This is a genomic window from Pantoea rwandensis (assembly GCF_002095475.1).
Lineage (GTDB): Bacteria > Pseudomonadota > Gammaproteobacteria > Enterobacterales > Enterobacteriaceae > Pantoea > Pantoea rwandensis.
In genome coordinates this window covers 41,286-64,652 of record NZ_MLFR01000004.1, presented here as the reverse complement: position 1 = coordinate 64,652, position 23,367 = coordinate 41,286, and the positions used below count along the sequence as shown (strand labels likewise).

Sequence of the window (23,367 nt, the reverse complement as noted above, 5' to 3'; positions counted from 1 at the left end):
CTGTGCGTCAGGCAAGCGCTGCGCACAATATTCCTATGCGTTCTGGCGTCAAATTACCATAGCGCATCCGTCAACGCGTCCATCTCATCCAGCTCTTCGCGGCTGAGCAACTTTTCAATATTCACCAAGATCATCATGCGATGGTCGATCACCCCCAAACCCAGCAAATAACGGCTGGAGAGCGCCGAGGTGATATCCGGCGTCGGCTTGATCTGCTCGCGACTCAGCGACAACACATCGGCCACCCCATCCACCACCATCCCGACAATGCGCGTGTTTAAATTCAGCACGATCACCACCGTATCCTGCTCTTGGGCGCCAACAGGCAAGTTGAAGCGCACGCGTAAATCCACAATCGGGACAATCACACCACGCAGGTTGGTCACGCCGAGGAGAAAATCCGGTGCATTGGGGACACGCGTGACTTTGTCGCAGCCACGAATCTCCTGCACGTTGAGAATATCGATGCCGTACTCTTCATTGCCCAGGCAAAAGATCAGATATTCCTGTGCTCCCTTCTCGCCACTGACTAATGTTGTAGTTGTCATGCTGTCACCTCCTGTTCACTGATGCATGTGGGGTCAATTTTGGCCGGAGGATGGGTGACGTTAGCCAGTTCGATGACATCAAGAATCAACGCCACACTGCCATCCCCGAGAATGGTGGCGCCAGAGACACCGGGCACTTTGCGATAGTTTTGTTCAAGGTTCTTCACCACCACCTGCTGCTGGCCAATAAGTTGGTCGACCCAAAGCGCATAGCGACATCCCGCGCTTTGGACAATGACCACAATTCCGCTGTCGCTCGGTGCTTGTCCGTTCACCCCAAAACATTGACGCAGCATCACCAGCGGTAAATATTCGCCACGCACCTGTAGCAGACGATCTTCCCCCACAAAGCGATACAGCATCTCCTCGCGTGGCATGAGTGACTCCATGACCGCCCCCAATGGCAGCACATAAATTTCATCAGCCACTCTCACCAACATACCGTCCAGGATCGCCAGCGTGAGCGGCAACAGAATGCGAACCGTGGTGCCTTTCCCTTGCTGCGACAGCACCTCAACATGCCCGCCCATCGCTAAAATGTTACGTCGCACCACATCCATACCCACCCCGCGTCCAGACACGTCGGTGACACTTTCTGCAGTGGAGAAACCGGCGGCGAAAATCAGCATCCACACTTCATCATCGCTCAGGGTGTCACTGATGCTCATGCCCTGGGAATGGGCTTTCGCCAGAATCTTTTCCCGGTTTAAGCCCGCACCGTCATCTCTCACCTCAATCACAATATTGCCGCCGTGGTGCTCCGCAGACAGCGTCAAATTGCCCTGAGCCGGTTTCCCCTGCGCCACACGCTGTGCTTTCTCTTCAATGCCGTGATCGAGGCTGTTACGAACCAGATGGGTTAAGGGATCGATGATGCGCTCGATCAGGCTCTTATCCAGTTCAGCAGAGCCCCCTTTTAGCGTCAGCTCAATGTCTTTATTCAGCCGCGTGCCAAGGTCATGCACCAGACGCGGAAAGCGACTAAAAACGTAGTCCATTGGCATCATGCGAATCGACATCACCGACTCCTGCAACTCGCGAGTATTGCGCTCCATCTGCGCCACGCAGTTCAGCAACATATCGTGGCTGGCGGCTTCATGTGCTTGGGTCAACTGGGAGAGCATCGCCTGAGTGATGATCAACTCACCGACATGATTGATGATTTGATCCACCTTACTGACTGCAACACGAATACTGCTGGATTCCTGGCTGGCGGGACGTGGTGTCGATGGCGGTGATGGTGGCGATGGCAGTGATGGTGATGGTGATGGTGATGGTGATGGTGATGGCGGTGCGGCCATGACCCTCGGCTGAATCGTTATCTGTGCGTCATCCAGCACAAAACCCAGCACAGCACGAATATCATCCACGGAGGTAGGGGTAAGGAGTCCCACGCGCAAGCTGTCTACCGCCTGCTGAGGGTCGCGCACCGTGCCAAGGTTTTGCAGCTCTTGCAGCAGCAGCGACTGCGCCTTTTCATCCACCTCGCTCAAGGTGATATCCCACTCGGCTTCAGCCGCATGGGTGACCAGGGTCTGGGGTTCAGAGGCTTGCAGGGCAATTTGGCGCAGAGCATCACAAATGTAGCGAAAGCGAGCTTCATCGGGCGTTGCGAAGCCTGATAGGCGGCAAGCTGGTTTTGCATAATATCCTTACTTTCCAACAATAAGTGGATGACCGCTCGGTTGAGCTGACGTCCGCCGCTGCGCGCTTCATCCAACAGGTTTTCCAGCAAGTGCGTGGTTTCCTGCAACGCATCAAAACCAAAAGTGCCCGCTCCCCCTTTAAGAGAATGTGCGGCACGGAATATGGCATTGAGCTGCTCGATATCCGGTGCAGCCACATCCAACTGCAAGAGCTGCTGCTCCATTTCAGCCAGAAGTTCTTCCGCTTCACTAAAAAAAATCTGAGAAAAATCATTCAATTCCATCAGAGTATCCTTGAACGGGCTGCATTGAGACATCCTGAAGCAACGCGTCAGGCTGCTGCGCGAGGGTGTTTTCCATCTGTATTTCCTGCTCTTTCATCTGGCTCAGTACCAAAATACTGATGCGTCGATTACGGGGATCCGCCGGTGTGCTCTCTTCCAGTGGCATACGGTGGGCAGTGCCAATCACCCGCAAAAAGCGATCGTCGGCTAATCCCCCACTCACTAACACGCGTCGCGTCGCGTTCGCACGCCCTGCCGAGAGTTCCCAATTGCTATAGCCATTCACACCACCCGCATAGGGTAACGAGTCGGTATGACCGGTCAGGCTGATCGCATTGGTTAACTCATTGAGCAGCGGCACCAGTGCCTCCAGGATGCCAAACATGTAGGGTTCGGGGTGTTCACTGCCCAACTTAAACATTGGCCGCTGCTGCGAATCGGTAATTTGGATCAGCAGGCCATCCTGAGTCAGTGTCAGCAGCAAATTGGATTTGAAATTATTCAGACGCGGATCGCTCTCAATCATCTGCTGCAGTTTGTGTTTAGCGCGCTTCAAACTCTCCAGTTGCCGCTTCAGGGCATCTAACTTGGTTTTAAACACTTCACCCTGCTGCTTCATCAGATCGTCACCGCCTCCGGGGATAACGCTATCGCTGAGGCTGGCTTTATTCCCTTGCGCCAGGGTGGTTTTTAACGGGGTGCGAAAATAATCCGCGATCATTTCGCGCTGCTGTGCGGTGGATTGCGACAGCAGCCACATCACCAAAAAGAACGCCATCATGGCGGTAATAAAATCGGCGTAGGCGATCTTCCAGGTGCCGCTGTGATGGGCGTGCTTGTGCTTTTTGCGACGTCGCACAATGATGACCGGCGTGCCCTCTTTCATGTGCTGGCATCCGACGGTTTCATTTTGTTGCTGGCGTTGGATTTTACGCTGCGCACGTGTTCTTCAAGCTCTTCAAAGGAGGGGCGTTCGCAGGTAAAGATGGTTTTACGGCCAAACTCCACCGCAATTTGTGGCGCATAGCCATTGAGGCTTGAGAGCAGCGTGACCTTGATGCACTGCAAAATTTTCACCTGATCGCCGCTTTTTTGTCGCAACAGCGTGGCCAATGGCAAGACGAAACCGTAGGCCAGCAGGATGCCAAGAAAGGTTCCCACCATGGCATGGGCGATCAGTACCCCCAGTTCTGATGCCGGGCGATCGGCCGCGGCAAGCGCATTGACCACCCCCATCACGGCTGCAACGATACCAAAGGCCGGGAAGCCATCTCCCAAGGTATTTAAACTATTGGCGGGGACCTCCAACTCCTCTTCGCAGGTCTCGATCTCTTCATCCATTAACGCTTCGATTTCATGCGCGTTCATGCTGCCCGCAATCATTAAACGAAAATAATCCAGCACAAAATTTCGCAGCATAGGGTCGGTCATCAAACGCGGATAGGCACTGAAAATGTCACTGCTCTCCGGCTCTTCAATATCCTTCTCCAGTGACATCAGCCCCTGAACCCGGCTTTTCGACAGCAGTAGAAAGAGCAATGCCATTAAATCCATATACACGGCTTTGTTATAACTGCGCCCTACAAATAACTTCACCAGCGCTTTTCCGGTCGCCTTTAACGCTTTCAGGTTGTTGCCCACTAAAAACGCGCCAATACCAGCCCCGCCAATAATCAGCAGCTCTATGGGCTGAAACAGGGCAGCCATTTGCCCGCCGGCCAGCATAAAACCACCAAACACAGTAGAAATAACAATGAGATAGCCAAATATCACTAACACAGTTGCTCCTTTTTATTTTATAGCCCGCGCGTAACTATCGACGCGGGCATATGACTTTCTTGTCACCGGGAAAGCCTCGCCACCTCAGGCGGGTATAGGCATAAAGGCGGCGGTTAAGCTCTGTTGTGTACTCACCTGTGATTTCTTTAACGCGCGTGAGGGTGGGCTGCACAAACTGCAGGTAAAGGGATTCTTAATATTTTCGGTGATGACGACAAATCCCCCCTGGCAAATACGGCATGCTTTGCGTGAAACAATTCCACAGTCAATGAAGCGCAATAATGTCCATGCGCGCGTCAGGTCCAGCACCGGCTTTTCATGGCTTTGTGCATAGCACTGTTCAAGATAGAGACGATAGGTTTTCATGAGTACATTGATTGAAGGCCCTTTTTCCGTCTTCACTAAATAGAGGTAGATGTTATAAAACATGGAAGAGTGAATATTTTGCTCCCACGACATAAACCAATCCTCAGAAAAGGGCAGCATCCCTTTAGGCGGTGGGCAGCCGCGCAACTCCTTATATAAGCGTAATAATCGACGCCGACTCAATGAGGTTTCAGATTCCAGAATCTGCATGCGTGCGCCCAAAGAGATCAATTCCATTGCCACATGAACTTCATGCACTTCCTGCAACAAATTTTTCTCACACATTTAGCCCTCCTCAACCTGCTGTTGCAGGTTCTTTATTGAGTGAATTAAGCAAGTCGGTGGATAAAATAATACCGGTGTGAATTTTTTGCAGCGCCTCAATGCGAGAGTCCTTTGTCAGATTATCAATCAGGACTTCATCATCAATGCGTAATCGGCAGATAAACTGGTTAGTGGAAGAAAGTTTCATCAACTGTGGTAACGTCAGTGCCTTAATATTATCGGTAGTGGCTTCCGATAATCCCAAACGAAAACCCGCGGCATACTTGTCTTGTCTAATTAACTGTTGTGCCAGTAGAAGGTAAGATAAATTCATATCATGGATATGTTGTAGATACTCATCAAAGTTAGACATTGATAACACCTTAACCTTTATCATTCTTAACAGGGTTCATTAAAAGAGAAATAGTGATTCCTCGGTTGATGCTGATAATCGCCAACGCTACTCATATTGAATTGAGAGCGGTATAAATGCGCGATCGAGCCGCATCCAGCAATAGAAAAATGATATCAATCAGAATTTTCACAACAATACGCCCGAAAACCCTTACAACATAACAACATGATAAATATCAATAATAATATTATTAAATGTTATTAATACTCATCAATCCACTGCAGCACCCGAAAGCAAGAGGATAATTCAAACTGGGCAATCACAATCCATACGGCTACGCAATCTCTTTATTGCCAGACTGTGAATCTGGCTCACTCGAGTTTCAGTGATATTCATAATCAAAGATATCTCCCGCATATTCAGATCGTACTGATAATAGAACTGAAGTATTCTCTGCTCACGTTCTGGGATAAATCCAATATGCTCGGAAATACGTGCAACTAAATCCTTTTGTATTGACTGGTGTACCGGATTCAGTAACTCATGCTCATCATCAGGGTGCTCCCAGAGATCGTCATAACTTTCTTGCAACTCATCAATCGAGTAAATTTGACTGTTGTTGCTATCAGCCAGCATCTGCTGAAACGTCTGAAGGGATACCCCCATGCGTTCCGCGATATCTATTTCACTCGCGCTACTTCCTTTTTCTTGTTCAATTCGATTAATAATGGCCGCGATTTCGCGTGAGTGGGTCCTGACACGTCTGGGTACCCAATCACGCTCGCGGAGTTCATCCATTAATGCCCATCTTACACGCTGGGTAATCCATGCGCTGATGGTCACACCTTTATTGGCATCGAAACTGTCTACTGCCGCAATAAACCCTATTGCACCCGCTTGGATTAAATCATCAAATTCGACACTGGCAGGCAAACGTTTTTGTAGTCGTAACACTTCCTGCCTGACTAAATTTTTATATTTAAACCACAGTACCTCTTTATTATCTAGTCCGACATCCGTATAGAGCCCATCCATATTGTTACCCATCCGACATTATTTACATAAAGTATCAAATGAAAGTCAACAATTGCATAGCGCAATAAGACGGAACAAAAACAAGCTATTTAATTCATTGCATAAATAAAAACAAAAAATATAAAGAGAGCGTGCATAAAGAACTGCATCTTATTTAAAATGTCTCCCACTGCACATTCTCTTTTTTCGGTAAGGATTCCTGTCGTTTACTGGCGGTTTTTGCGTCCGAGCGGGTGTGTTGGGCCGTGCCTTCACTGCTCAATACAAATTGTGCCACCAGTTTTTCCAGGGCATCAGATTGGGCCTCTAAGCCCCCCGCGGCCATCGCCGCTTCTTCAACCATGGCCGCATTTTGTTGCGTCACCAAATCCATCTCATTCACTGCCTGAGAAATCTGGTTAATACCGGTACTTTGCTCATCCGATGCGGAAGTGATCTCCCCCATAATCTGTCTGACCTGCGCCACTGAGCTCACAATATCCTGCATCACCACACTGGCCTGATTGACCTGACGTGAGCCGGTATCCATATTACTGACGCAGGTCTGAATGAGTTGATTAATCTCTTTTGCCGCATCGGCACTGCGTTTCGCGAGGTTACGCACTTCTTCTGCCACTACCGCAAAACCGCGCCCCTGTTCGCCAGCACGCGCCGCTTCTACAGCAGCATTCAGCGCCAGGATATTGGTTTGGTTGGCGATACTGTCGATCACGCCATTGATATCGGCAATCTGACGCGAACTGACGATAATCTGCGCCATAATCTGTTCCAGACTCAGCATCACATTGCCGCCTTGCTGGGCATTATCACTGGCGCTTTCTGCCAACTGACGCGCGGTATGAGCATTGTCAGCATTTTGTCGCACCGTGGTTTTGATCTCCTCCATACTGGCGGCGGTCTGTTGCAAGGAAGCGGCCTGCTCTTCCGTACGTGCTGACAAATCACTGTTACCCTGCGCAATTTCCTGCGCATTGGTGTGAATATGCAGCACGCTTTCGCGGATGCTGAGAATCGTACCTGTCAGTGATACCCGCATCTGCTCCAGTTCGCCCAGCATGGTGCCAATTTCGTTCGCGCTGCCAATCTCCACACGACGACTGAGATCGCCCGCCGAAACGCGTTTCAGCACCTCCACCGTACTTTCCATCCGACGCACCAGCGTATGGCGCAACCAGATACGCACCGTAATCAGCAGCACAACCGCCAGCACCGTCACGATGATGCCAATGGCGATCATGTAGCGGTAATTGGCGGCCGCATCGCTGATATAGCCCTGATTTTGTGAAAAGTTTATTTGGTTATACGCTTCGATACGCTGATTCAGTGTTGTCCGCAGCTTCAGTTCACCTTCTAACGAACCGCGATAGCTTTCATTGCGTTGTAGATGGTCCATTTTCATCTGAACCACATCGTAAACCGCTTTAAAAGCTGCATTCACCTCTTCTGCCGCTTTCGTCTCTTCCTGGCTATTAAATGGGGAGCTCATGAACTGCTCCATATCCTCACCGGCACCTTGCAGAATTCTGCCTGTGGTTTGCAGAAGATCCGTTGAGGCGGTTTCACCTTGGGCCAGCAGTAGCATAATGCCATTGGTGTTCGCCAGCGCTGCGCTGATATTGTAGGCAGCATCGCGCATCTGGTTATTACTGTAAGAGGATATTTGGGTCTTTTTAAAATTCTCGTTATTCGCCCAAGAATTAAAAACCGAAAATGAAATAGTGGAAAACAGCACTACCGCAAATAAAACGATAATCATGCTGATTGCTGTGTATATTTTTAATTTATTCAACATAGGGTTCACTCTCGCGCTACACGATAATTATTCACAAAGGGGGTATTTTAGAATTTATTAAACAGGTTCATTTTTTGCATCGACTGGAAAACCATCATTGATGCACTCAGAGCATATTCCGACATTTTCGAATCCATAATCAGAGACGTCATGGTGCCGTAGTCGGCACCAATCGCATTCTGCACTTTCGCGATGGTGTCGATGATCAGGCTATCGCCGTTGAGATCCAGACTGTCCAACTGCTGCAAATGGGTCCCCAGCTCAGCCTGGGCCTTGCCCAGCCGATCAATACCGCTATCCAGCGCCAGGCTGGCAGCACTTAACGCCTTTTCCAGCTCGTCTTTGTCGATGGGATCGCGTTCTAACTCTGCTACCGCTTTATCCAGGTGCGCAAAGATATCGCCAAATACCGCATCCCCTAACCGGCTGACCTGCATCGTGGTGCCATCCGCCACGGTTTGCTGCCGCGCTTCATTCCCGCCCAGGTAGTGACCTGCAGCATCAAAGGGCGCTGTATCGCTATGATAACCGGAGAAAATATAACGCCCTTGGCTGTCACGCGTGTTGGCGAGATTAAAAAGGGAGGCGCGCAGGCCAGACATTTCCTTGGCGAGCGCCTTGCGGTCGTCATCGTTATAGGTCCCACTTTGTGCCGCAATCACTTTCTCTTTCAGGTTGGTTTGCACCGTACCCACGCCAGTGAGAATACCCTCTTCATGTTCCATGGCACTACGCGCGCTGGTCCGTACGCTGCGATAGAGTTCAAGTTTTGCCAGCGCGTCCTGATGCTTGACCGCATCTGTGGCGCCTTGCGGATCATCCGATGCGCGTAGCAATGATTTACCCGCCGAGAGTCGCAAATAAATTTCATTATTATCGCTGACCCGCTTAGACATACTTTCTGCATTTTGTTTAAACATATACATTGTGCTTAAGCGCATATCTGACTCCTTTATTTAATCGCCAGCAGCGTGTCAAATAATGTGGTGGCTGTTTTTAAAATCTGGCTATTGGCTTGGTAGTACTGCATAAACATCTGCATATTGACCATCTCTTCATTCATATCCACGCCACTTAACGACTGCTGAGTATTAAATTTGTCATCGAGATCAATTTTTGCGGATTCAAGACCGGTATTCACCGCGCGGGCATTCGAACCGATGGTGCCGACCAGTTGGGTATAGGCGTCGTTCAAAGTATTTTTACCGATCAGTTTTTCATCCTGAATTTTCAGCATCAGTTCCAGGTTTTTATTATTCGAACTGCCGCCAGCAGGATCGTCCGATGCGGCAAATTTGCTGGCGCTGTCGAGCGCACGGCCAATCCCCGTTGCGGCTCCCGCCATCGGGTTGAGATTAAAGCTGTCACCGGCATTGACGCCGCTGGGCAAATCAATCTCAATACCGTCAAAAGCCAGCACGCCGCCCGTCACCGTAGCGGGCACCGTGCGGCCATCCGCGCCCGTCACATTCCAGTTCGCACCATCAAAACTGACCCTGTAATCCTCCGCATTAACCGCTTGATAATCCGTCACCCGTATCGAATCCAACCGGCCACTACCGGTATTTTTGCTGTTGGCGAGTGCTTTGATGTCGGGTAATGAAAACAGATCCTGACCGGGATTGCCGTCAGCATCGAAACCGGCGTGATGCTGCTCATTTAAACGGTTTGCCATCATAAAGGCGATCTGGTTCAGCTCGTTGCGCGCCACGGCCAGGTCTTCATTGCGGAATTTAAATAATCCGGCCAATCGCCCTTTAGTGATGCTGGTTTCGCTGATTAAAGAGGGCTTGCCATCGCTGCCCATATAAGAAACCACCATTTTGCCGGGATCGCTAGCGGAGGGAGAGGCCGTTAATTTATAGGCACTGTCACCGGCGACCAGCGGACGACCATCAGCCAGCATGACATCCACGCGACCAGAGGCTCTGTCTTCAGTGACCTCGATACCGACCTGCTCACTGAGTTTTTCCAGCAGTCCGTCACGTTGGTCCAGCAAATCGGCTGGCGGGGTCCCGCCCTGCGCATGGACACGTTCCAACTGCTTATTGATGTTGGCTAACTGTTCGGTGGTGTTGTTGATGTCCTTCACGCTCTGTTCGATTTGCGTGTTGGTACTCTTCTCCAGTCCATCCAGTTTTTTGCCGCTGTCGTTGAAGCGCTGTGTTAACACGCCGAGGGCGCTAAACAGAGAAGAACGAGCTGGGCCATCAGAAGCATCTCCGCTCAGGGTGGCCATCGCTTTAAACAGGTTGTTGAGTGAAATCGACACGTTATCCGATTCATCGCCCAGCATATTGTCAATTTCCGACAACTGCTCATGGCGGCCTTTCAGCCCGGCCCACTGGCTGATAGAGCCTCGCAGTTGCGAATTGGCGAAAGCATCATAAGCGCGATCCACCCCATTGACCCGGGCACCATAACCGAAGAATCCCAGGGAGGTGTTAAGTCCTCCCGATTCGCCGATTAAAATATTGCGGCGGCTGTAGTTGTCGGACATACCGTTGGTGAGATTGCTGCCCACCACGCTCAGGGCCGCTTGCCCGGTACTTAGGCCACTTCTGGCTAAATTAAACAGGTTTTTCATCTCTTCTCACCGCTGGTGTCATTGTTTGCGTTATAACTTTCATCGGTGATTAGAAAATTCTCTAAAACACCCTGATTAAAATATTTTCGTGAGATCGCTTTGATAGGCGGAAGAGCGCTGTTGTAGCGTGGCTTTGACTTTTCTGATCAGAGAGATGAGCTTGTCGGCATAAGCGGGATCGGTGGCATAGCCTCCCGCTTGTAAGGCGCTCGCACCCTGTTCTGCTGAGCTTGCACCCACCACCGATCGGTAGCGTGGATTGTTGAGCAACAGCGCAGCGTAATCCTTTAGCCCCTGTTCGTAAGAGTCATAGACGCGAAACACCGCTTTCACCTGCTGTTTGACGCCATTGATGTATTCGCTGGTGGTAATTTCACTGGTTTTACCTCGCCACCCTGCAGTGGCTTTAATGCCAAACAGGTTATGGCTGGGTGAGCCATCCGCAGCGGGGATTTCGCGCACTCCCCAGCCGGACTCCAGCGCGGCTTGCGCGACAATCAAATGGGGATGTAAACCGGTTTGCTGCGCGATCTTTTGCGCGGACGGCAACAGGCGCGCGATAAAAGGATGGTTGCTCTCAGTCGCGAGCGGCGAGGCGAAGGGCGCAGGTAAACGAAAAGGGCCACTGGCACTGTGCCGTGGCGATACGCTCCCCCTTGCCCCCCAATCCAGCCCCCTGCTTGCTGCACAATCAGTTCGGCAAACCCTAACTGACCGCTGCGGGCGACCTCTTGCGCCACTTGCTGATCGTGCATCGCCGTAAACATTTCAGAAGAGGCACTGTGCATGAGTTCATCCTTAAAGGTGGCATCACGCATACTTTTCATCATCATCTGCACAAAAATGCCCTCCATTTGCTGCGCTGCGGCGCGCAGCGCTTCAGGCGAGGCACGTTTCGCTTCACGCTTGAGGGCATCCAGTGAACGCAGATCAAAGGCGGGCTGATTTTGAATCGTCATCAGTCAATCTCCAACCGGGCGCGCAGACAGCCGGCATTCTTCATCGCTTGCAGAATCGACATCAACTCATTCGGCGTGGCGCCTAGCGTGTTCAGCGCCCGCACCACATTGTTGAGGTCGGTGCTGCTGCGCACATGCTGTAGCGAGCCGCCACTGTCGCGTACCGAGATATCGGTTTGTGGCGTGACCACGGTTTCACCCCCCGCAAACGGCGTGGTGGGCTGGTTGACTACCGCGTTTTGCACCACTTCCACCGACAGCGATCCATGCGCCACCGCGCAGCTCTCAAGCGACACATGGCGATTCATCACCACCGAGCCGGTGCGCGAGTTGACGATCACCTTAGCGTCCTGCACGGCAACGCGCAGGGGGATGTCCTGAATGTTAGCGAGAAAGCGCACGCGTGACGGTCCATCTGCCGGGGCAAACAGGCGCACGGTGCGTGCATCTTCCGCTAAGGCAGCCCCACCGCTGAAGCGCTGGTTGATCGCGTCACTGATCTGCTGCGCCAGAGAGAAATCTGATCGCACCAACTGCAACCGCACCACGCTCTGACTGGCAAAATCATTCGGCACTTCGCGTTCAACCGTAGCCCCGGCATTGATCCGCCCGCCATTAAGCTGGTTGACCTGCACACGGCTACCACCAGACTGCGCACCCGCCCCTGAGATCAGCACATTGCCCTGCGCCATGGCATAGATCTGGTTGTCGGCGGCTTTCAGCGGCGTCATCAGCAACGTGCCACCACGCAGGCTCTTCGCATTACCGAGGGAGGAGACCAAAATATCCAGCTTATCGCCGGAGCGGGCAAAGGGCGGAAGTTCCGCCGTCACCATCACGGCAGCGATATTCTTTAACTGCATGTTGGTGCCTGGCGGGACGGTGACACCAAGCTGAGACAGCATGTTGCTCAGGCTCTGGCCGGTAAACGGCGCCTGCATCGTCTGATCGCCGGTGCCATCTAAACCCACGACCAAGCCGTAGCCCATCAGCGCGTTCGAACGTACGCCTTGCACTGTGACCAGATCGCGGATGCGCTCTGCCTGCGCCTGCAGGCTAAACAGCGCCATACTGACCATAAAAACAACAAAGGCTTTGTTCATGATGTTCTCAGAAAGGTGAAAGGTTCAGGAACAGACGCTGCAACCACCCCATGGTTTGGGCTTCATTGATATAGCCATCACCGACGTACTCAATGCGGGCATCTGCCACCTGCGTGGAGGGCACCGTGTTGCTAGCGCTGATGGTGCGTGGATTCACCACACCAGAGAATCGAATGAATTCAGTACCTTGGTTAATAGCGATCTGCTTCTCACCCACCACGCTGAGATTGCCATTCGGCAACAGCTGATTCACGGTGACGGTAATGGTGCCGGTGAAGGTGTTACGCGCTGCGGCTCCGCCTTTTCCGGCGAAGTCATTTTTGCCATTGGCCTCCAGATCCCATTTGCCGTCACCCAACCAGCGGTTCAGTTTGTCGGGCACGGATAACAGCTCCATACCCGCAGAGCCATTGCGGTTGGCGCTGGCGGAGGCACTTTTGCTGGCGCTGACATTCTCTTGCAGCAGAATGGTTAAGGTGTCGCCAACATTGCGCGGGCGACGATCCTCAAACATCGGCTGATAGCCATAGTTCATCCCCTGTCCGGCGATAAACAGCGAGCCGCCGCTGGCTAACGCCGCCATCGGCAGCGGTGTGGCGGAGGTCGGTCCGGCCACCAGCGGCTGCTGTAAGATGTGCGCACAACCGCTGACTAGCAGCGCCATGCTCACCACCATCATGCGTATCCCTGGCATGTTCATTGTCACCTTACAGCTGGGTGAGGCGTTGCAGCATCTGGTCCGATGCTGAGACCGCTTTACTGTTGATCTCGTAAGCACGCTGCACCTGGATCATGGTCACCAGTTCCTCCGCCACGTTGACGTTAGAGGTCTCCACATACTTCTGCTTCAGCGAACCCGCATCTTCCATGCCCGGATTAAGCTCATTAGGTGCGCCTGAGGACTGGGTTTCGCGATACAGGTTGCCGCCAACACTTTCCAGCCCCGCTTCGTTAACAAAGGTTGCCAACGTGAGTTGACCAATTTGCTGCGGTTGGGCTTGCCCTGCTTGCGTGACGCTGACAATGCCGTCAGCGCTAATCGACAGCGTTTTGGCATCCGGTGGGATCACAATACCGGGCTGTACCGGATGGCCTTCTGCATTAACCAACTGACCGTTTTCATTCTTATCGAAATGACCATCGCGGGTGTAAGCCGTGCTGCCGTCTGGCATCTGCAGCTGGAAAAAACCTTTCCCCTCAATCGCGACGTCCGTTTCATTGCCGGTTTCGTTATAGCCGCCCTGCGTGTGGATGCGTTGCGTGGAGACCGGGCGTACACCGGTGCCTAACTGCAAGCCACTCGGTAAGGTGTTCTGTTCGGAAGCCTGTGCCCCTGGCTGGCGCAACGTTTGGTACAGCAGATCCTGAAAGACCGCACGCTGACGCTTAAAGCCGTTGGTATTGACGTTGGCAAGGTTGTTGGAAATGACGTCCATATTGGTCTGCTGTGCTTCCAGACCGGTTTTTGCAATCCATAACGATCGGATCATCCTCTCTCCCTGGCAGGCCGTTAGCCCACATTGAGTAACTGATTGGCTTTCTGCGCGTTTTCATCCGCGCTGCGGATCACTTTCATGTTCATATCGAACCCGCGTGAGTTGGCGATCATCTCGGCCATGGTTTGCACCGGGCTGACATTGCTGCCTTCCAGTGCCTGCGGACTCAGGCGCAGCGCATCGTCCTGCGCCAACGCATTGCCGCCAACGGCGCGGAATAATCCGTCATCGCCATGCACCAAATCACCCATCGCGGCACTCACCAGCTTGATGCGACCAACCGGTACCACGGCGGTGGCATCATCGCCTGCACCCAATGCCGACACGGTGCCATCCGCGGCTATCGTCACCTCGGCCTGAGGCGGGATGGAGAGCGGTGCGCCATCCCCCATCAGTGGTCGGCCGTGGATGTGCAAGCCCCCTTCGCTGTCGACCTCAATGGCACCGTTACGCGTATAACCTTCACTGCCATCGGCTAAGCCCAAAGTCAGCCAGCCGTTTTGTGGCAGTGCCACATCCAGACTGCGTCCGGTATGGCTAATCGGCCCTATGCTGTTGTCATGCTGTGGGGTAGAGGCTGCCACCAGCGCACGGGTGGCCATGCTGTCACCGTTGACAGGCACGGCACGGAAGGCGGCTAGCTGGGCACGAAACCCCGCGGTGGAACTGTTAGCCAGATTGTTGGCAGTCACCGCCTGGCGATGCATTGACGCCTCTGCCGCCGTCATAGCGGTATAAATGGCACGGTCCATCGACAATTATCCTCAGCGCAGGTTAGTCAGCGTTTGCAGCAGCTCAGACTGGGTCTTGATGGTCTGCGAGTTCGACTGGTAATTGCGCTGGTAGATGATCATGTTGACCATCTCCTGCCCCATATCGACGTTAGAGCCTTCCAGAGAACTGCCCTTTAAGGAGCCAAAACTGCCGGAGCCAGAGAGGCCGAGGAACGGCTGGCCCGAGCCGGGGGATTCAGCCCACAAGTTACTGCCTTGCGGAGAGAGACCGCCGCTGTTAGGGAAATCAGCCAAAACAATCTGCGCCACGATCTGGCGTTTGCCATTGCTGTAAGTCGCCACCACCTCGCCGTTATCGCCAATAACAAAATTCTGATATTTTCCTGGCGCCTGCCCGTCGATCTCTTTCAACTTGATGCTGCTGTCACCGCTGTACTTGGTGATACCAGACAGATCCAGCGGTTCAGAACCATTTAGCGACAACCCTTTAACGTTAATGTTGGCGTTCGGCATGTCGATATTGCCGCTGGAGTCGAACTTGAGTTCCAGCTCGCTGTAACCTGCGGGATCGGGTGCGGTTTCATCGCGCGCATAGGCTTTCCACTCGCCTTCAGCGGTCTGCACGAAATAGAGTTTGATGGTGTGCTTATTTCCGAGGCTGTCGGTTGCTTCAATCTGGCTGCTGTAGTTGTAGGTTGCGGGATCGTCGTGATTGAACGGATTGGTGATGATATTTTTGTCATCGGCCTTCAGGTTGCCACTCAGCGATCCTTTCGCAGACGCTTCAGGCGGCATATCATCGGTGGGAATGCGAATCTTGCCCACTGGCGCACCGGGTTCAATAGTGGGTGGTGTCCCCGTGGCCTGATAGCCGGTCAGAAACAGGCCGTTGGTCTGATTAATAATATTGCCATTCACATCCAGATCGAACTGGCCATTACGTCCATAAAATACCCCGCCGACTTCGCTTTCCATACGGAAGAAACCTCTGTCCTGCAGGGCTATATCGAGATTACGACCGGTAAAATTGACGCCGCCATTGGCGAAGTTCTGCTTCACGCCTGCCACCTGCACGCCCAGTCCGGTTGAGCCAGAGAACATGTCAGAGAACGCGATCGAACCGCCTTTGAAACCACTGGTCTGCGAGTTGGCGATGTTATTGCCCACAACATCGAGGGCTTTAGAGGCGGCGTTGAGACCGCTAAGACCTTGTGAAAAGCTCATATTGAAATCCCAGAGAGTAAATGAAGGACTATTTCTGAATCACCACCACATCACCGATGCGGATAGGTTCATGGTTGAGCAGATGCAAGACCGCGCCATCAGGCGTGATGGTGACGCCCTGCACCTGTTCCTGCATCAGCCCGGAAATTTTGGGGGGATCACCCTCAGGATTTTTGGCGTCAAAAGTCAGGGTGTATTCCCTGTCCTGTGGCGGTCCGGGTTCTGGCTGGAAATTCTGTAAATCATCGAGGCTGAAAGTCTTCACCCCCGACTTCACCCCTTTTAATTGGGCGGTGTAGGCATTGCCTTCGGCATCCGTCAGCGTGACCGTCACCGTTTCCGCGTCTTCGCCCAGTAAGAAGCTGAAGGTATCGCTCTCCTCTTCACCGTCGCTAAACGAGACCTGAGGATCGCCCTCAATCAGGATGCTGCGCCCCACCCATGCCGCCGTGCCCATCCCACCGAGCTGTGCCATCAGCGCCTGCATATTGCCCATCGCGCTATTCAACTTTTCTACCCCTGCTGCCGTGGAAAACTGCGCCAGCTGTGCCGTAAGTTGGTTGTTATCCATTGGATTGGTGGGATCCTGGTTCTGCATCTGTGCCACCAGCAGGTTCAAAAAGCTGGCACTGAGGTCCGAGGCGCTATTACCTTGCCCCTCGTCCTTATTGCCGCTGTCGTTATTCACGTTAGGAATCATGGTCAACTATCCTTACTGACCGAGGGTGAGGGTTTTCAACATCAGAGACTTCGCAGAGTTCATCACTTCCACGTTGGCCTGATAGCTGCGTGAGGCCGAGAGCGTGTTGACCATCTCGTGCACCACATTGACGTTCGGCATGCGCACATAGCCCTGCTCATCAGCGAGCGGATGGCCCGGTTCATACACCAGACGCGCAGGCGCACTGCTCTCGACCACTTCACTGACCTTTACCCCACCGACTTCACTGCCCGCGGCCGCATCCAGGGTAAACATGACCTGGCGCGCGCGATAAGGCTGTCCATCAGGACCGGCGATGCTGTCGGCATTCGCCATATTGCTGGCACTGACGTTCAAACGCTGCGATTGCGCAGCCATCGCCGAACCGGCGATATCAAATATGCTAAATAGCGCCATGTTTTATCCCTGACTCAGCACCGTCATCATTTTTTTAATATCCGCACCCAGGAAAGTGAGGCCCGATTGATATTTCACTGCGTTGTCAGCAAAATTAACCCGCTCACGATCCATGTCTACGCTATTGCCATCCGCACTGGGTTGGTCGGGGATGCGATATAACAAGCCCTCATCGACTACCGTTTTCCCTTGCCCAGAAATATGTTTATCGGCGGTCAATGACAGAGAAACGGATTGCCGGTTGAAAGCAGGAGTTGCTGTGGCGTTTTTTAGCTGCTGAGAGAAATCCATATCGCGCGCCAGATACCCCGGCGTATCGGCGTTCGCAATGTTGGCGGCCAGCACATCCTGACGACGAGACAATAAACTTAGCGCCTGCTGTTGGAAATGAAATGCATCATCAAGTTTGTTATTCATAACAGAAAAACCCATATCGCATTATCAAACGCAAGCAGTGTAGACAGGAAAAAATAAATCTCACAACGCGAGGAATGCACGAAAATAATCGCTATTAACGACTTAAACTCACAAGCATTTAATAAGCGACAAAAGCGCTTTCATTTTTCACATTAAAATAATACTGAGTCGATTTATCATTGTTGCAGAATAGCGAAATAAGGCATCACCATGAGACGTGATTGGATAAAGCTGACCCTCTGCATACTGGCTGGATATATTGCGTCCATACCCTCCAGCATGGCCTCCGCGATTTCTACAGAGCAGCAGCTTATGCGGCGGCTGGATGCCTTACTGACACCCCCCAGCCACGACGGTGAAATCGTACGCTACGCCACCCTGCTTGCCACCCCCCAACAGGTTGTCGCACTGTGCGATCAACCGGTGCTGCGCCTGGCCGGAAAAGATGTACGTTTAGTTGGACGGCGCACACTCATCGCACGCTGTGGTGCGCGTCAGCATTTCTTACCCATCCGCATTCATGCCGAAGCCAGCTGGTGGGTAGCGCGTCACGCCTTGTCGGCAGGCCAGCTCATTGAGCCTGCGGATATCGTGGTACAACGGGGCGATCTTGCCGCACAACCCGCAGGGGTGATGTTTCGCGCCAGCGATATTTTGGGGCAACGCCTGACGCGTGATCTTGAAGCTGGCAAACCGCTACTGCCTGGCCTGCTGCGTCAGCAATGGCTGCTGCGTGCAGGTCAGACAGTGGACATTGTCACCTCTGGCGAGGGTTTCCACATCCGCAGCCAAGGTAAGGTGCTGGATCATGCCGCAGCCAATGGCAGAGTGCGGGTGCAAACGCGCAATGGACACACCCTAAGCGGAACAGTGGCAGCAGACGGGCACGTGAAGATTCCTCTGGCACAATAATTTTAGTTTTTTCGCCACTCCCCGATGTAAAGGTTAACTATCACCTGTGATCATTGAGGACATCATGATTAATCGCACCCCACCCATCGCTCCCGTTGCCGTGGTCAGCCATGAGCTGCACTCACGTTCGGAGCAATCGCAGCGCAATACTTCTTCTCCCGACTCGGAAAGCAAAACCTCCGTGACGTTAAGCAACATCATCACCCAGATGAAGCGCGACGACAGCCGCGATGTCAATTCCGCTCGCGTCGCTGAACTGCGGGCGGCACTGGAAGCCGGCGAATTACCCCTTGCAGCCGATACCGTGGCACAGAGCATGGTGCAGCACATGGTCTCGGTACAGCAGTAACGGGTATCTGACGCGATGGAGACACTGCATGCCATACTGGCAGAAATGAAAACTGCGCTGGAAGAGCTGGACGCCATCATGGTGGCGGAAGTAAATCAGCTCAGCCGCACCCAGATTAATCCAGTGGCGTTACAAGTGCTGACCGACAGCAAAAGCAGGCTGCTTGCCACGCTACAGCATTATGATGAACAGCGATTACAGCAGGAAACGCGCTTAGCCACTGCCGCACCTTATCCGCATCAGGTGCGGTTGTTCGTCATCTGGCAGCAGATTGCCGAACGCGTTCGCCGCACGCAGGCGCTGAATGCTGAGGTTGATGTTCAGCTACAGGGCCATCTGCGTAAAACCCAGCAGGTGCAAAAGGTGGTTGAACGGGTGGGAGGGCAACACCGGTTATACGGCCCCAGCGGTGAATCCCGCCAGGAACCTGGCGGGGGGAAATACGATATCAGTGTTTAACCGAGTGAAATCTCGTTATAGGCTCGCGCAGAATGGCGAGACTTTTGCAATGCGGTAATCTCACTGCCCAGCGCGGCCAGACGCACAGGAATGTGCTGCATCAGCCGTGCATTCTCTGTCAGGAGATGCGCCAGACGCGCCGTCACCTCGCGACGGCACGTTTCCTCTAACGGGTGAATATCCACCTCTATCAATAGGATCATCTGCTGTCGGTAGTGCTCGATGCCCTCGCTGAAAGCATCCCAAACTTGCTGTTCTGCCAGTGATAACAGCTGCTGCTGACGTTCCAGCATTTGATCAATCTGCACCACGAGCTCATTGCACATGTTTCACCTGCTGACATTGCGGGTCGATCGCTTTCCAGGTGTCGGCCATCTCCACCATTAACGCGATCAGCGGCGGTAATGACGCCGCCGACTGATTCAAGTTAGCCAGCAGCAAATTGCGCGACACATACTCATATAATCGCTCCAAATCCGCCGGAATTTCTCCCCCCACCTGATGATCCAGCCCGGCACGCAAACCGTTATCGATGATGTTGATGGCGCGGGAGATCATCTCCCCACGCCGTGCCACATTGCCGGTCTGAAAATAGATTTCGGCGCGTCGCATGGCGTTAATCGCGCCATCAAACAGCAACACGATCAGTTGATGCGGCGAAGCGCCGGTGATTTGGCTCTCAAGAAACACCGTTGAATAAGCACTCTTGTGGTTCATGGTGGCTCCCTTAGCCTAATCCCGCCAGCGCACCTTGCAATTGCTGACTCATGGCATTGATGCTGTTAAGCGCTTTATCGAGCCGGATAAACTCACTTTGCTGGCGCTTTAGACTCTCCTCGATACGCTGTTCCATGCGTTCAATCTGCTTTGCCACGCGCTTCTCTTGCTCTTTGAGGCCTTTTATCGTTTCAGCAATCGCTCCCTCTTTTTTCGGAATGGCATCGCTATCGCCCAGATAGTTTTTGAACACTTCCCCCATTTCGCCCTTGATGCCCAGCGCCCCCTCTTTCCCGAGGAACAGCGCCTCGACTTCTTTTGGCTGTTCTTTTAGCGCGGCATCGAGTTTTTTATTATCGATGGTCAGTGTACCCAGCAAGCCAGTGCGCTCCTCTCCGGGTTTGACCTCATCGAATTTTACCGTAATACCGATACTGGCCAGCGACGTGTAAACCTCACTGGCATCGCCAAAATTTCCACCTGCAGCGGATTTCAATTGGCTATTCAGGCGGCGTAATGTGCCATCGCTGAATAACGGGCCATTCTGTTTGTTTTGCTCTAGCGAATCTTTCTCTGGTGGTTTATACGCGCTGGCGCTGGCCGAGGTACTGAGGAAGCTGTTGTAGTTTTTAACGAACTCCTCGATCAGCCCCTTTACCTTTGACGTGTCCGCCGTCACTGAAAGGGTTTCTGGCTTAAATTGTGTCGGATCGTCCTTATCTTTTTCAGAGACTTCGCGCAGCTCGAAGGTAATGCCTTCAATCGCATCGCTGATGGTATTGGTGCTGCGTTCTACCGTAATACCATCAATTTTCATCACGGCATTTTGCGCGGCGGAGACTTGCTTCATACGATTGGGGTCGTAACCGGGTTCACCCGGAATATTGGCGGCTTTAGGATCGTAATTCAGCACATCTGCCAGTTGGCTATCACCGCTGACGCTCATCTTAATTTCGCCATCGCTGCCGGTTTTCTTTGAGGTCACCACCAGCTGAAACTTACCGCCCTCCGCTGGCATAACCGAGGCACTGACATCCCCATTTTTGGCATTAATCTTTTTGGCAATTTGCACCAGTGAAGTTTCATCATCCGTTAATTCCACTTCGAGGGACTTGCCACTGCCAATGCTGATCGTCAAGGTGCGGGAATCTGACCCATCACCCAACTGCTCACTGTTGCTGTCTTGTGCAGGCGAGCCGATTTTATGCGCTTTTGCCAGGCGCTCTACAATAATGGAATAGCTGTCTGGAATGGCCCCTTCACCTGCAGTGGCTTTAAACGCTTTATTGTCACCGATACTGACGCCATTAAAGCCTTCAGTTTTGAGTTTATCGAGGTTTGATTTGAGGGTAGACAATGAACTGGAAATTTTACCCCACGAAGAGACCTGTCCATTAAACTTGTTTTGTTTATTCAAATACGGATTGAGTTTTTTACCCTCTGCATTTTTGATCTGCTCCATTAACGCCTGAATATCTAATCCAGAACCAAGTCCTGTAACAGGTGTGGTCATTATCGTACTCCTTGCGGCTTATAAAGGTATCAAACATTCACATCGGAGCCTTTTTCATTAAGCTTAATTATTTACATCAGCATACTGGAAAGCATGAATAGCCTTCATCTTCACGGCTATATTATGCGTTTAACTAAATATCCATAAAAATATTTTAGCGGTACTCACCCGCCCCGATGAATAAGGTATGCGTAGCCTAAACGCATACTCCAGCTGCCACTGTTATGCAGCATTCACTGGTAAAAAGGATATTGATTATGGCCCAGGTCATTAATACCAACGCACTGAGTCTGATGGCTCAAAATAATCTGAACAAATCACAAAACTCACTGGGTACGGCGATTGAGCGCCTCTCTTCCGGCCTGCGTATTAACAGTGCCAAAGATGATGCTGCTGGCATGTCTATCGCCAACCGCTTTACCTCTTCGGTACAGGGTCTGACTCAAGCCAGCCGCAACGCCAATGACGGTATCTCCCTGGCGCAAACCACCGAAGGCGCGTTAGAAGAAGTGAATGAAAACCTGCAGCATATCCGTCGCCTGACGGTACAGGCTAAAAACGGCACGAACTCAAAAGAGGACCGCGAGTCGATCAAGAAAGAGATCACCGCGCGTCTGGATGAAATTGGCCGTATTGCGGAATCCACCAATTTCAACGGCGTGAAAATGCTTGATGGCTCGCAGCAAAAACTCTCGATCCAGATCGGTGACAAAGATGGCCAGACCATCGATATCAACCTGCCGAAAATGGATCTGGGCTCGCTCAGCCTGGAAACCTTTGCCAAGGACTTCGAGAAGGTATTGGACAGCCTGCCAGTGGATTCGAAATTTACCACGGCGGGGAATCTGCGTGCGGTCGATGAGCAGTTTGCCGTACCGGGTATGGCCGAACCCTTTGAACTGAACGATGTTGAGCGTGCGAAAATCACCGCGCTGGTTGGCGGTACCACGGCAACCACTGAAGTCGTGACGCAGGAAGACAGCAAAGGCAATATGCGCTTCTTTGCGATGGACAGTGCCAACCCTGGCAGCGCGGTTGAGCTGGACATCACCTTCCAGGCGAATGCCACCCCAGGCGATCCTTCTGAAATAGATACCGTCAGCGTGAAGGAAAAAATCACCGATCTGGACTTCGATATCCTGAAAAATGGTCCAAGCGATCTGAAAAACCTGAAGAGTCAGGGAATTGGCGCACAAATCGGCAGCAAGCTGATTGATGAAGCCACGCTGAACCAGATGTCTAATGACATCTTCGGCAAAGATATGGCCGATTCAGAGATGCAGATCTTCAAGGCCGACAACGGTAGCTACTTTGCGGTCAACAAAGAGGGCGAAGTGAAGTCCTTTACCTGGGATGATGCAGCAGGCCAGGCAACGGGCATCGCCGATGCGACTGCACGTGACAGCCATGAAGTGCAAAAAGTCGCGAACCACCTGCTCGCTCGCCTGGACAGCGCCATCAATGATGTCAGTAGCTTCCGCTCTGATTTGGGTGCTATTCAAAACCGTTTCGGTTCGATTATTGCCAACCTGAATACCACGGTGATCAACACCAGTGAAGCCCGTTCACGTATTCAGGATGCTGACTTCTCGGTCGAAGTCTCTGCAATGAGCCGCGCCAACATCTTGCAACAAGCGGGGGTTTCCGTGCTGTCTCAGGCAAATCAGGTACCACAGAATGTACTGAGCCTGCTGCGTTAATTTTTACTGTT

24 protein-coding genes and 2 pseudogenes are annotated in these 23,367 nt (G+C 52.3%); 4 read left to right on the top strand and 22 right to left on the bottom strand.

Going from position 1 to position 23,367, the window contains the following annotated elements:
* Window positions 1–53 precede the first annotated feature (53 nt).
* The 19 genes and pseudogenes from HA51_RS06700 to flgB form a co-directional block, all read right to left on the bottom strand.
* Complete coding sequence (locus tag HA51_RS06700) at window positions 54–548, bottom strand: chemotaxis protein CheW (protein WP_084933531.1); 495 nt, start codon at window positions 546–548, stop codon at window positions 54–56.
* Window positions 545–2,478 (bottom strand): annotated as a pseudogene (gene cheA, locus HA51_RS06695) (chemotaxis protein CheA). The gene HA51_RS06700 and the pseudogene cheA overlap by 4 nt, the downstream one beginning before the upstream one ends.
* A complete protein-coding gene (gene motB, locus HA51_RS06690) occupies window positions 2,465–3,364 on the bottom strand; it encodes a flagellar motor protein MotB (RefSeq protein WP_084933523.1) in 900 nt (299 codons plus the stop codon). Before motB ends, cheA begins: the two are co-directional and overlap by 14 nt.
* Window positions 3,361–4,257: a flagellar motor stator protein MotA gene (motA, locus tag HA51_RS06685; protein ID WP_084933520.1), complete on the bottom strand. Its 897-nt coding sequence runs from the start codon at window positions 4,255–4,257 to the stop codon at window positions 3,361–3,363. The genes motB and motA overlap by 4 nt, the downstream gene beginning before the upstream one ends.
* A gap of 84 nt (window positions 4,258–4,341) precedes the next feature.
* The gene (gene flhC, locus HA51_RS06680; RefSeq protein ID WP_084933517.1) at window positions 4,342–4,908 is read right to left on the bottom strand and encodes a flagellar transcriptional regulator FlhC; all 567 of its coding nucleotides are present in this window, start codon (window positions 4,906–4,908) and stop codon (window positions 4,342–4,344) included.
* A gap of 10 nt (window positions 4,909–4,918) precedes the next feature.
* Complete coding sequence (gene flhD / locus HA51_RS06675) at window positions 4,919–5,260, bottom strand: flagellar transcriptional regulator FlhD (protein ID WP_084933511.1); 342 nt, start codon at window positions 5,258–5,260, stop codon at window positions 4,919–4,921.
* Between the two features lie 288 nt (window positions 5,261–5,548).
* Window positions 5,549–6,277 (bottom strand): RNA polymerase sigma factor FliA, encoded by a 729-nt coding sequence (gene fliA, locus HA51_RS06670; RefSeq protein WP_084933509.1) that lies wholly within the window; start codon window positions 6,275–6,277, stop codon window positions 5,549–5,551.
* Window positions 6,278–6,431: 154 nt separating this feature from the next.
* Window positions 6,432–8,069: a methyl-accepting chemotaxis protein gene (locus HA51_RS06665; protein ID WP_084933506.1), complete on the bottom strand. Its 1,638-nt coding sequence runs from the start codon at window positions 8,067–8,069 to the stop codon at window positions 6,432–6,434.
* A 47-nt stretch (window positions 8,070–8,116) separates the two neighbouring features.
* A complete protein-coding gene (gene flgL / locus HA51_RS06660) occupies window positions 8,117–9,010 on the bottom strand; it encodes a flagellar hook-associated protein FlgL (RefSeq protein ID WP_084933503.1) in 894 nt (297 codons plus the stop codon).
* Window positions 9,011–9,021: 11 nt separating this feature from the next.
* Window positions 9,022–10,656 (bottom strand): flagellar hook-associated protein FlgK, encoded by a 1,635-nt coding sequence (flgK, locus tag HA51_RS06655; protein WP_084933499.1) that lies wholly within the window; start codon window positions 10,654–10,656, stop codon window positions 9,022–9,024.
* Window positions 10,657–10,731: 75 nt separating this feature from the next.
* Window positions 10,732–11,615, bottom strand: a pseudogene (flgJ, locus tag HA51_RS06650) (flagellar assembly peptidoglycan hydrolase FlgJ).
* Window positions 11,615–12,718, bottom strand: coding sequence for a flagellar basal body P-ring protein FlgI (locus tag HA51_RS06645; RefSeq protein WP_084933496.1), 1,104 nt, complete (start codon window positions 12,716–12,718; stop codon window positions 11,615–11,617). The pseudogene flgJ and the gene HA51_RS06645 overlap by 1 nt, the downstream one beginning before the upstream one ends.
* Before the next feature lie 7 nt (window positions 12,719–12,725).
* Complete coding sequence (locus HA51_RS06640) at window positions 12,726–13,412, bottom strand: flagellar basal body L-ring protein FlgH (RefSeq protein ID WP_425435698.1); 687 nt, start codon at window positions 13,410–13,412, stop codon at window positions 12,726–12,728.
* Between the two features lie 13 nt (window positions 13,413–13,425).
* Window positions 13,426–14,208 (bottom strand): flagellar basal-body rod protein FlgG, encoded by a 783-nt coding sequence (gene flgG / locus HA51_RS06635; protein WP_084933491.1) that lies wholly within the window; start codon window positions 14,206–14,208, stop codon window positions 13,426–13,428.
* A gap of 20 nt (window positions 14,209–14,228) precedes the next feature.
* Complete coding sequence (locus HA51_RS06630; protein WP_084933488.1) at window positions 14,229–14,966, bottom strand: flagellar basal body rod protein FlgF; 738 nt, start codon at window positions 14,964–14,966, stop codon at window positions 14,229–14,231.
* A 12-nt stretch (window positions 14,967–14,978) separates the two neighbouring features.
* Complete coding sequence (flgE, locus tag HA51_RS06625; RefSeq protein ID WP_084933485.1) at window positions 14,979–16,172, bottom strand: flagellar hook protein FlgE; 1,194 nt, start codon at window positions 16,170–16,172, stop codon at window positions 14,979–14,981.
* Between the two features lie 28 nt (window positions 16,173–16,200).
* Window positions 16,201–16,872: a flagellar hook assembly protein FlgD gene (locus HA51_RS06620; protein WP_084933483.1), complete on the bottom strand. Its 672-nt coding sequence runs from the start codon at window positions 16,870–16,872 to the stop codon at window positions 16,201–16,203.
* Window positions 16,873–16,884: 12 nt separating this feature from the next.
* The gene (flgC, locus tag HA51_RS06615; protein WP_084933480.1) at window positions 16,885–17,289 is read right to left on the bottom strand and encodes a flagellar basal body rod protein FlgC; all 405 of its coding nucleotides are present in this window, start codon (window positions 17,287–17,289) and stop codon (window positions 16,885–16,887) included.
* Between the two features lie 3 nt (window positions 17,290–17,292).
* Window positions 17,293–17,706, bottom strand: coding sequence for a flagellar basal body rod protein FlgB (flgB, locus tag HA51_RS06610; protein ID WP_084933926.1), 414 nt, complete (start codon window positions 17,704–17,706; stop codon window positions 17,293–17,295).
* Between the two features lie 210 nt (window positions 17,707–17,916).
* Between flgB and flgA the strand changes: the two genes are divergently transcribed.
* From flgA to HA51_RS06595, 3 genes are all read left to right on the top strand, one after another.
* A complete protein-coding gene (gene flgA, locus HA51_RS06605) occupies window positions 17,917–18,618 on the top strand; it encodes a flagellar basal body P-ring formation chaperone FlgA (RefSeq protein WP_084933475.1) in 702 nt (233 codons plus the stop codon).
* 64 nt (window positions 18,619–18,682) lie between these two features.
* Window positions 18,683–18,967, top strand: coding sequence for a flagellar biosynthesis anti-sigma factor FlgM (gene flgM / locus HA51_RS06600; protein WP_084933473.1), 285 nt, complete (start codon window positions 18,683–18,685; stop codon window positions 18,965–18,967).
* A gap of 15 nt (window positions 18,968–18,982) precedes the next feature.
* A complete protein-coding gene (locus HA51_RS06595) occupies window positions 18,983–19,426 on the top strand; it encodes a flagella synthesis protein FlgN (RefSeq protein ID WP_084933470.1) in 444 nt (147 codons plus the stop codon).
* On the opposite strand, the gene fliT is transcribed toward HA51_RS06595, so the two are convergent.
* The 3 genes from fliT to fliD are packed head-to-tail and all read right to left on the bottom strand — an operon-like array spanning window position 19,423 to window position 21,656.
* Window positions 19,423–19,752, bottom strand: coding sequence for a flagellar protein FliT (fliT, locus tag HA51_RS06590; RefSeq protein WP_084933467.1), 330 nt, complete (start codon window positions 19,750–19,752; stop codon window positions 19,423–19,425). The two genes, HA51_RS06595 and fliT, sit on opposite strands and share 4 nt — an antisense overlap.
* Complete coding sequence (fliS, locus tag HA51_RS06585) at window positions 19,742–20,143, bottom strand: flagellar export chaperone FliS (RefSeq protein WP_084933464.1); 402 nt, start codon at window positions 20,141–20,143, stop codon at window positions 19,742–19,744. Before fliS ends, fliT begins: the two co-directional genes overlap by 11 nt.
* A gap of 10 nt (window positions 20,144–20,153) precedes the next feature.
* Complete coding sequence (gene fliD, locus HA51_RS06580) at window positions 20,154–21,656, bottom strand: flagellar filament capping protein FliD (protein ID WP_084933462.1); 1,503 nt, start codon at window positions 21,654–21,656, stop codon at window positions 20,154–20,156.
* A gap of 257 nt (window positions 21,657–21,913) precedes the next feature.
* Here fliD and HA51_RS06575 point away from each other — a divergent pair, with 257 nt between their 5' ends.
* Window positions 21,914–23,356, top strand: coding sequence for a flagellin N-terminal helical domain-containing protein (locus HA51_RS06575; protein ID WP_084933459.1), 1,443 nt, complete (start codon window positions 21,914–21,916; stop codon window positions 23,354–23,356).
* The last annotated feature ends 11 nt before the right edge of the window (window positions 23,357–23,367 follow it).

Excerpts from the sequence above, each read along its gene's own strand:
- flgE (WP_084933485.1), bottom strand. The coding sequence starts at position 16,172 with ATGAGCTTTTCACAAGGTCTTAGCGGTCTCAACGCCGCCTCTAAAGCC.
- HA51_RS06640 (WP_425435698.1), bottom strand. The coding sequence starts at position 13,412 with ATGCCAGGGATACGCATGATGGTGGTGAGCATGGCGCTGCTAGTCAGC.
- flgK (WP_084933499.1), bottom strand. The coding sequence starts at position 10,656 with ATGAAAAACCTGTTTAATTTAGCCAGAAGTGGCCTAAGTACCGGGCAA.
- HA51_RS06665 (WP_084933506.1), bottom strand. The coding sequence starts at position 8,069 with ATGTTGAATAAATTAAAAATATACACAGCAATCAGCATGATTATCGTT.
- flgC (WP_084933480.1), bottom strand. The coding sequence starts at position 17,289 with ATGGCGCTATTTAGCATATTTGATATCGCCGGTTCGGCGATGGCTGCG.
- HA51_RS06700 (WP_084933531.1), bottom strand. The coding sequence starts at position 548 with ATGACAACTACAACATTAGTCAGTGGCGAGAAGGGAGCACAGGAATAT.
- motB (WP_084933523.1), bottom strand. The coding sequence starts at position 3,364 with ATGAAAGAGGGCACGCCGGTCATCATTGTGCGACGTCGCAAAAAGCAC.
- fliS (WP_084933464.1), bottom strand. The coding sequence starts at position 20,143 with ATGAACCACAAGAGTGCTTATTCAACGGTGTTTCTTGAGAGCCAAATC.
- flgA (WP_084933475.1), top strand. The coding sequence starts at position 17,917 with ATGAGACGTGATTGGATAAAGCTGACCCTCTGCATACTGGCTGGATAT.
- HA51_RS06595 (WP_084933470.1), top strand. The coding sequence starts at position 18,983 with ATGGAGACACTGCATGCCATACTGGCAGAAATGAAAACTGCGCTGGAA.
- HA51_RS06575 (WP_084933459.1), top strand. The coding sequence starts at position 21,914 with ATGGCCCAGGTCATTAATACCAACGCACTGAGTCTGATGGCTCAAAAT.
- fliD (WP_084933462.1), bottom strand. The coding sequence starts at position 21,656 with ATGACCACACCTGTTACAGGACTTGGTTCTGGATTAGATATTCAGGCG.
- flgB (WP_084933926.1), bottom strand. The coding sequence starts at position 17,706 with ATGAATAACAAACTTGATGATGCATTTCATTTCCAACAGCAGGCGCTA.
- HA51_RS06620 (WP_084933483.1), bottom strand. The coding sequence starts at position 16,872 with ATGATTCCTAACGTGAATAACGACAGCGGCAATAAGGACGAGGGGCAA.
- flgL (WP_084933503.1), bottom strand. The coding sequence starts at position 9,010 with ATGCGCTTAAGCACAATGTATATGTTTAAACAAAATGCAGAAAGTATG.
- fliT (WP_084933467.1), bottom strand. The coding sequence starts at position 19,752 with ATGTGCAATGAGCTCGTGGTGCAGATTGATCAAATGCTGGAACGTCAG.
- flgG (WP_084933491.1), bottom strand. The coding sequence starts at position 14,208 with ATGATCCGATCGTTATGGATTGCAAAAACCGGTCTGGAAGCACAGCAG.
- flhC (WP_084933517.1), bottom strand. The coding sequence starts at position 4,908 with ATGTGTGAGAAAAATTTGTTGCAGGAAGTGCATGAAGTTCATGTGGCA.
- HA51_RS06645 (WP_084933496.1), bottom strand. The coding sequence starts at position 12,718 with ATGAACAAAGCCTTTGTTGTTTTTATGGTCAGTATGGCGCTGTTTAGC.
- flhD (WP_084933511.1), bottom strand. The coding sequence starts at position 5,260 with ATGTCTAACTTTGATGAGTATCTACAACATATCCATGATATGAATTTA.
- fliA (WP_084933509.1), bottom strand. The coding sequence starts at position 6,277 with ATGGATGGGCTCTATACGGATGTCGGACTAGATAATAAAGAGGTACTG.
- flgM (WP_084933473.1), top strand. The coding sequence starts at position 18,683 with ATGATTAATCGCACCCCACCCATCGCTCCCGTTGCCGTGGTCAGCCAT.
- HA51_RS06630 (WP_084933488.1), bottom strand. The coding sequence starts at position 14,966 with ATGGACCGTGCCATTTATACCGCTATGACGGCGGCAGAGGCGTCAATG.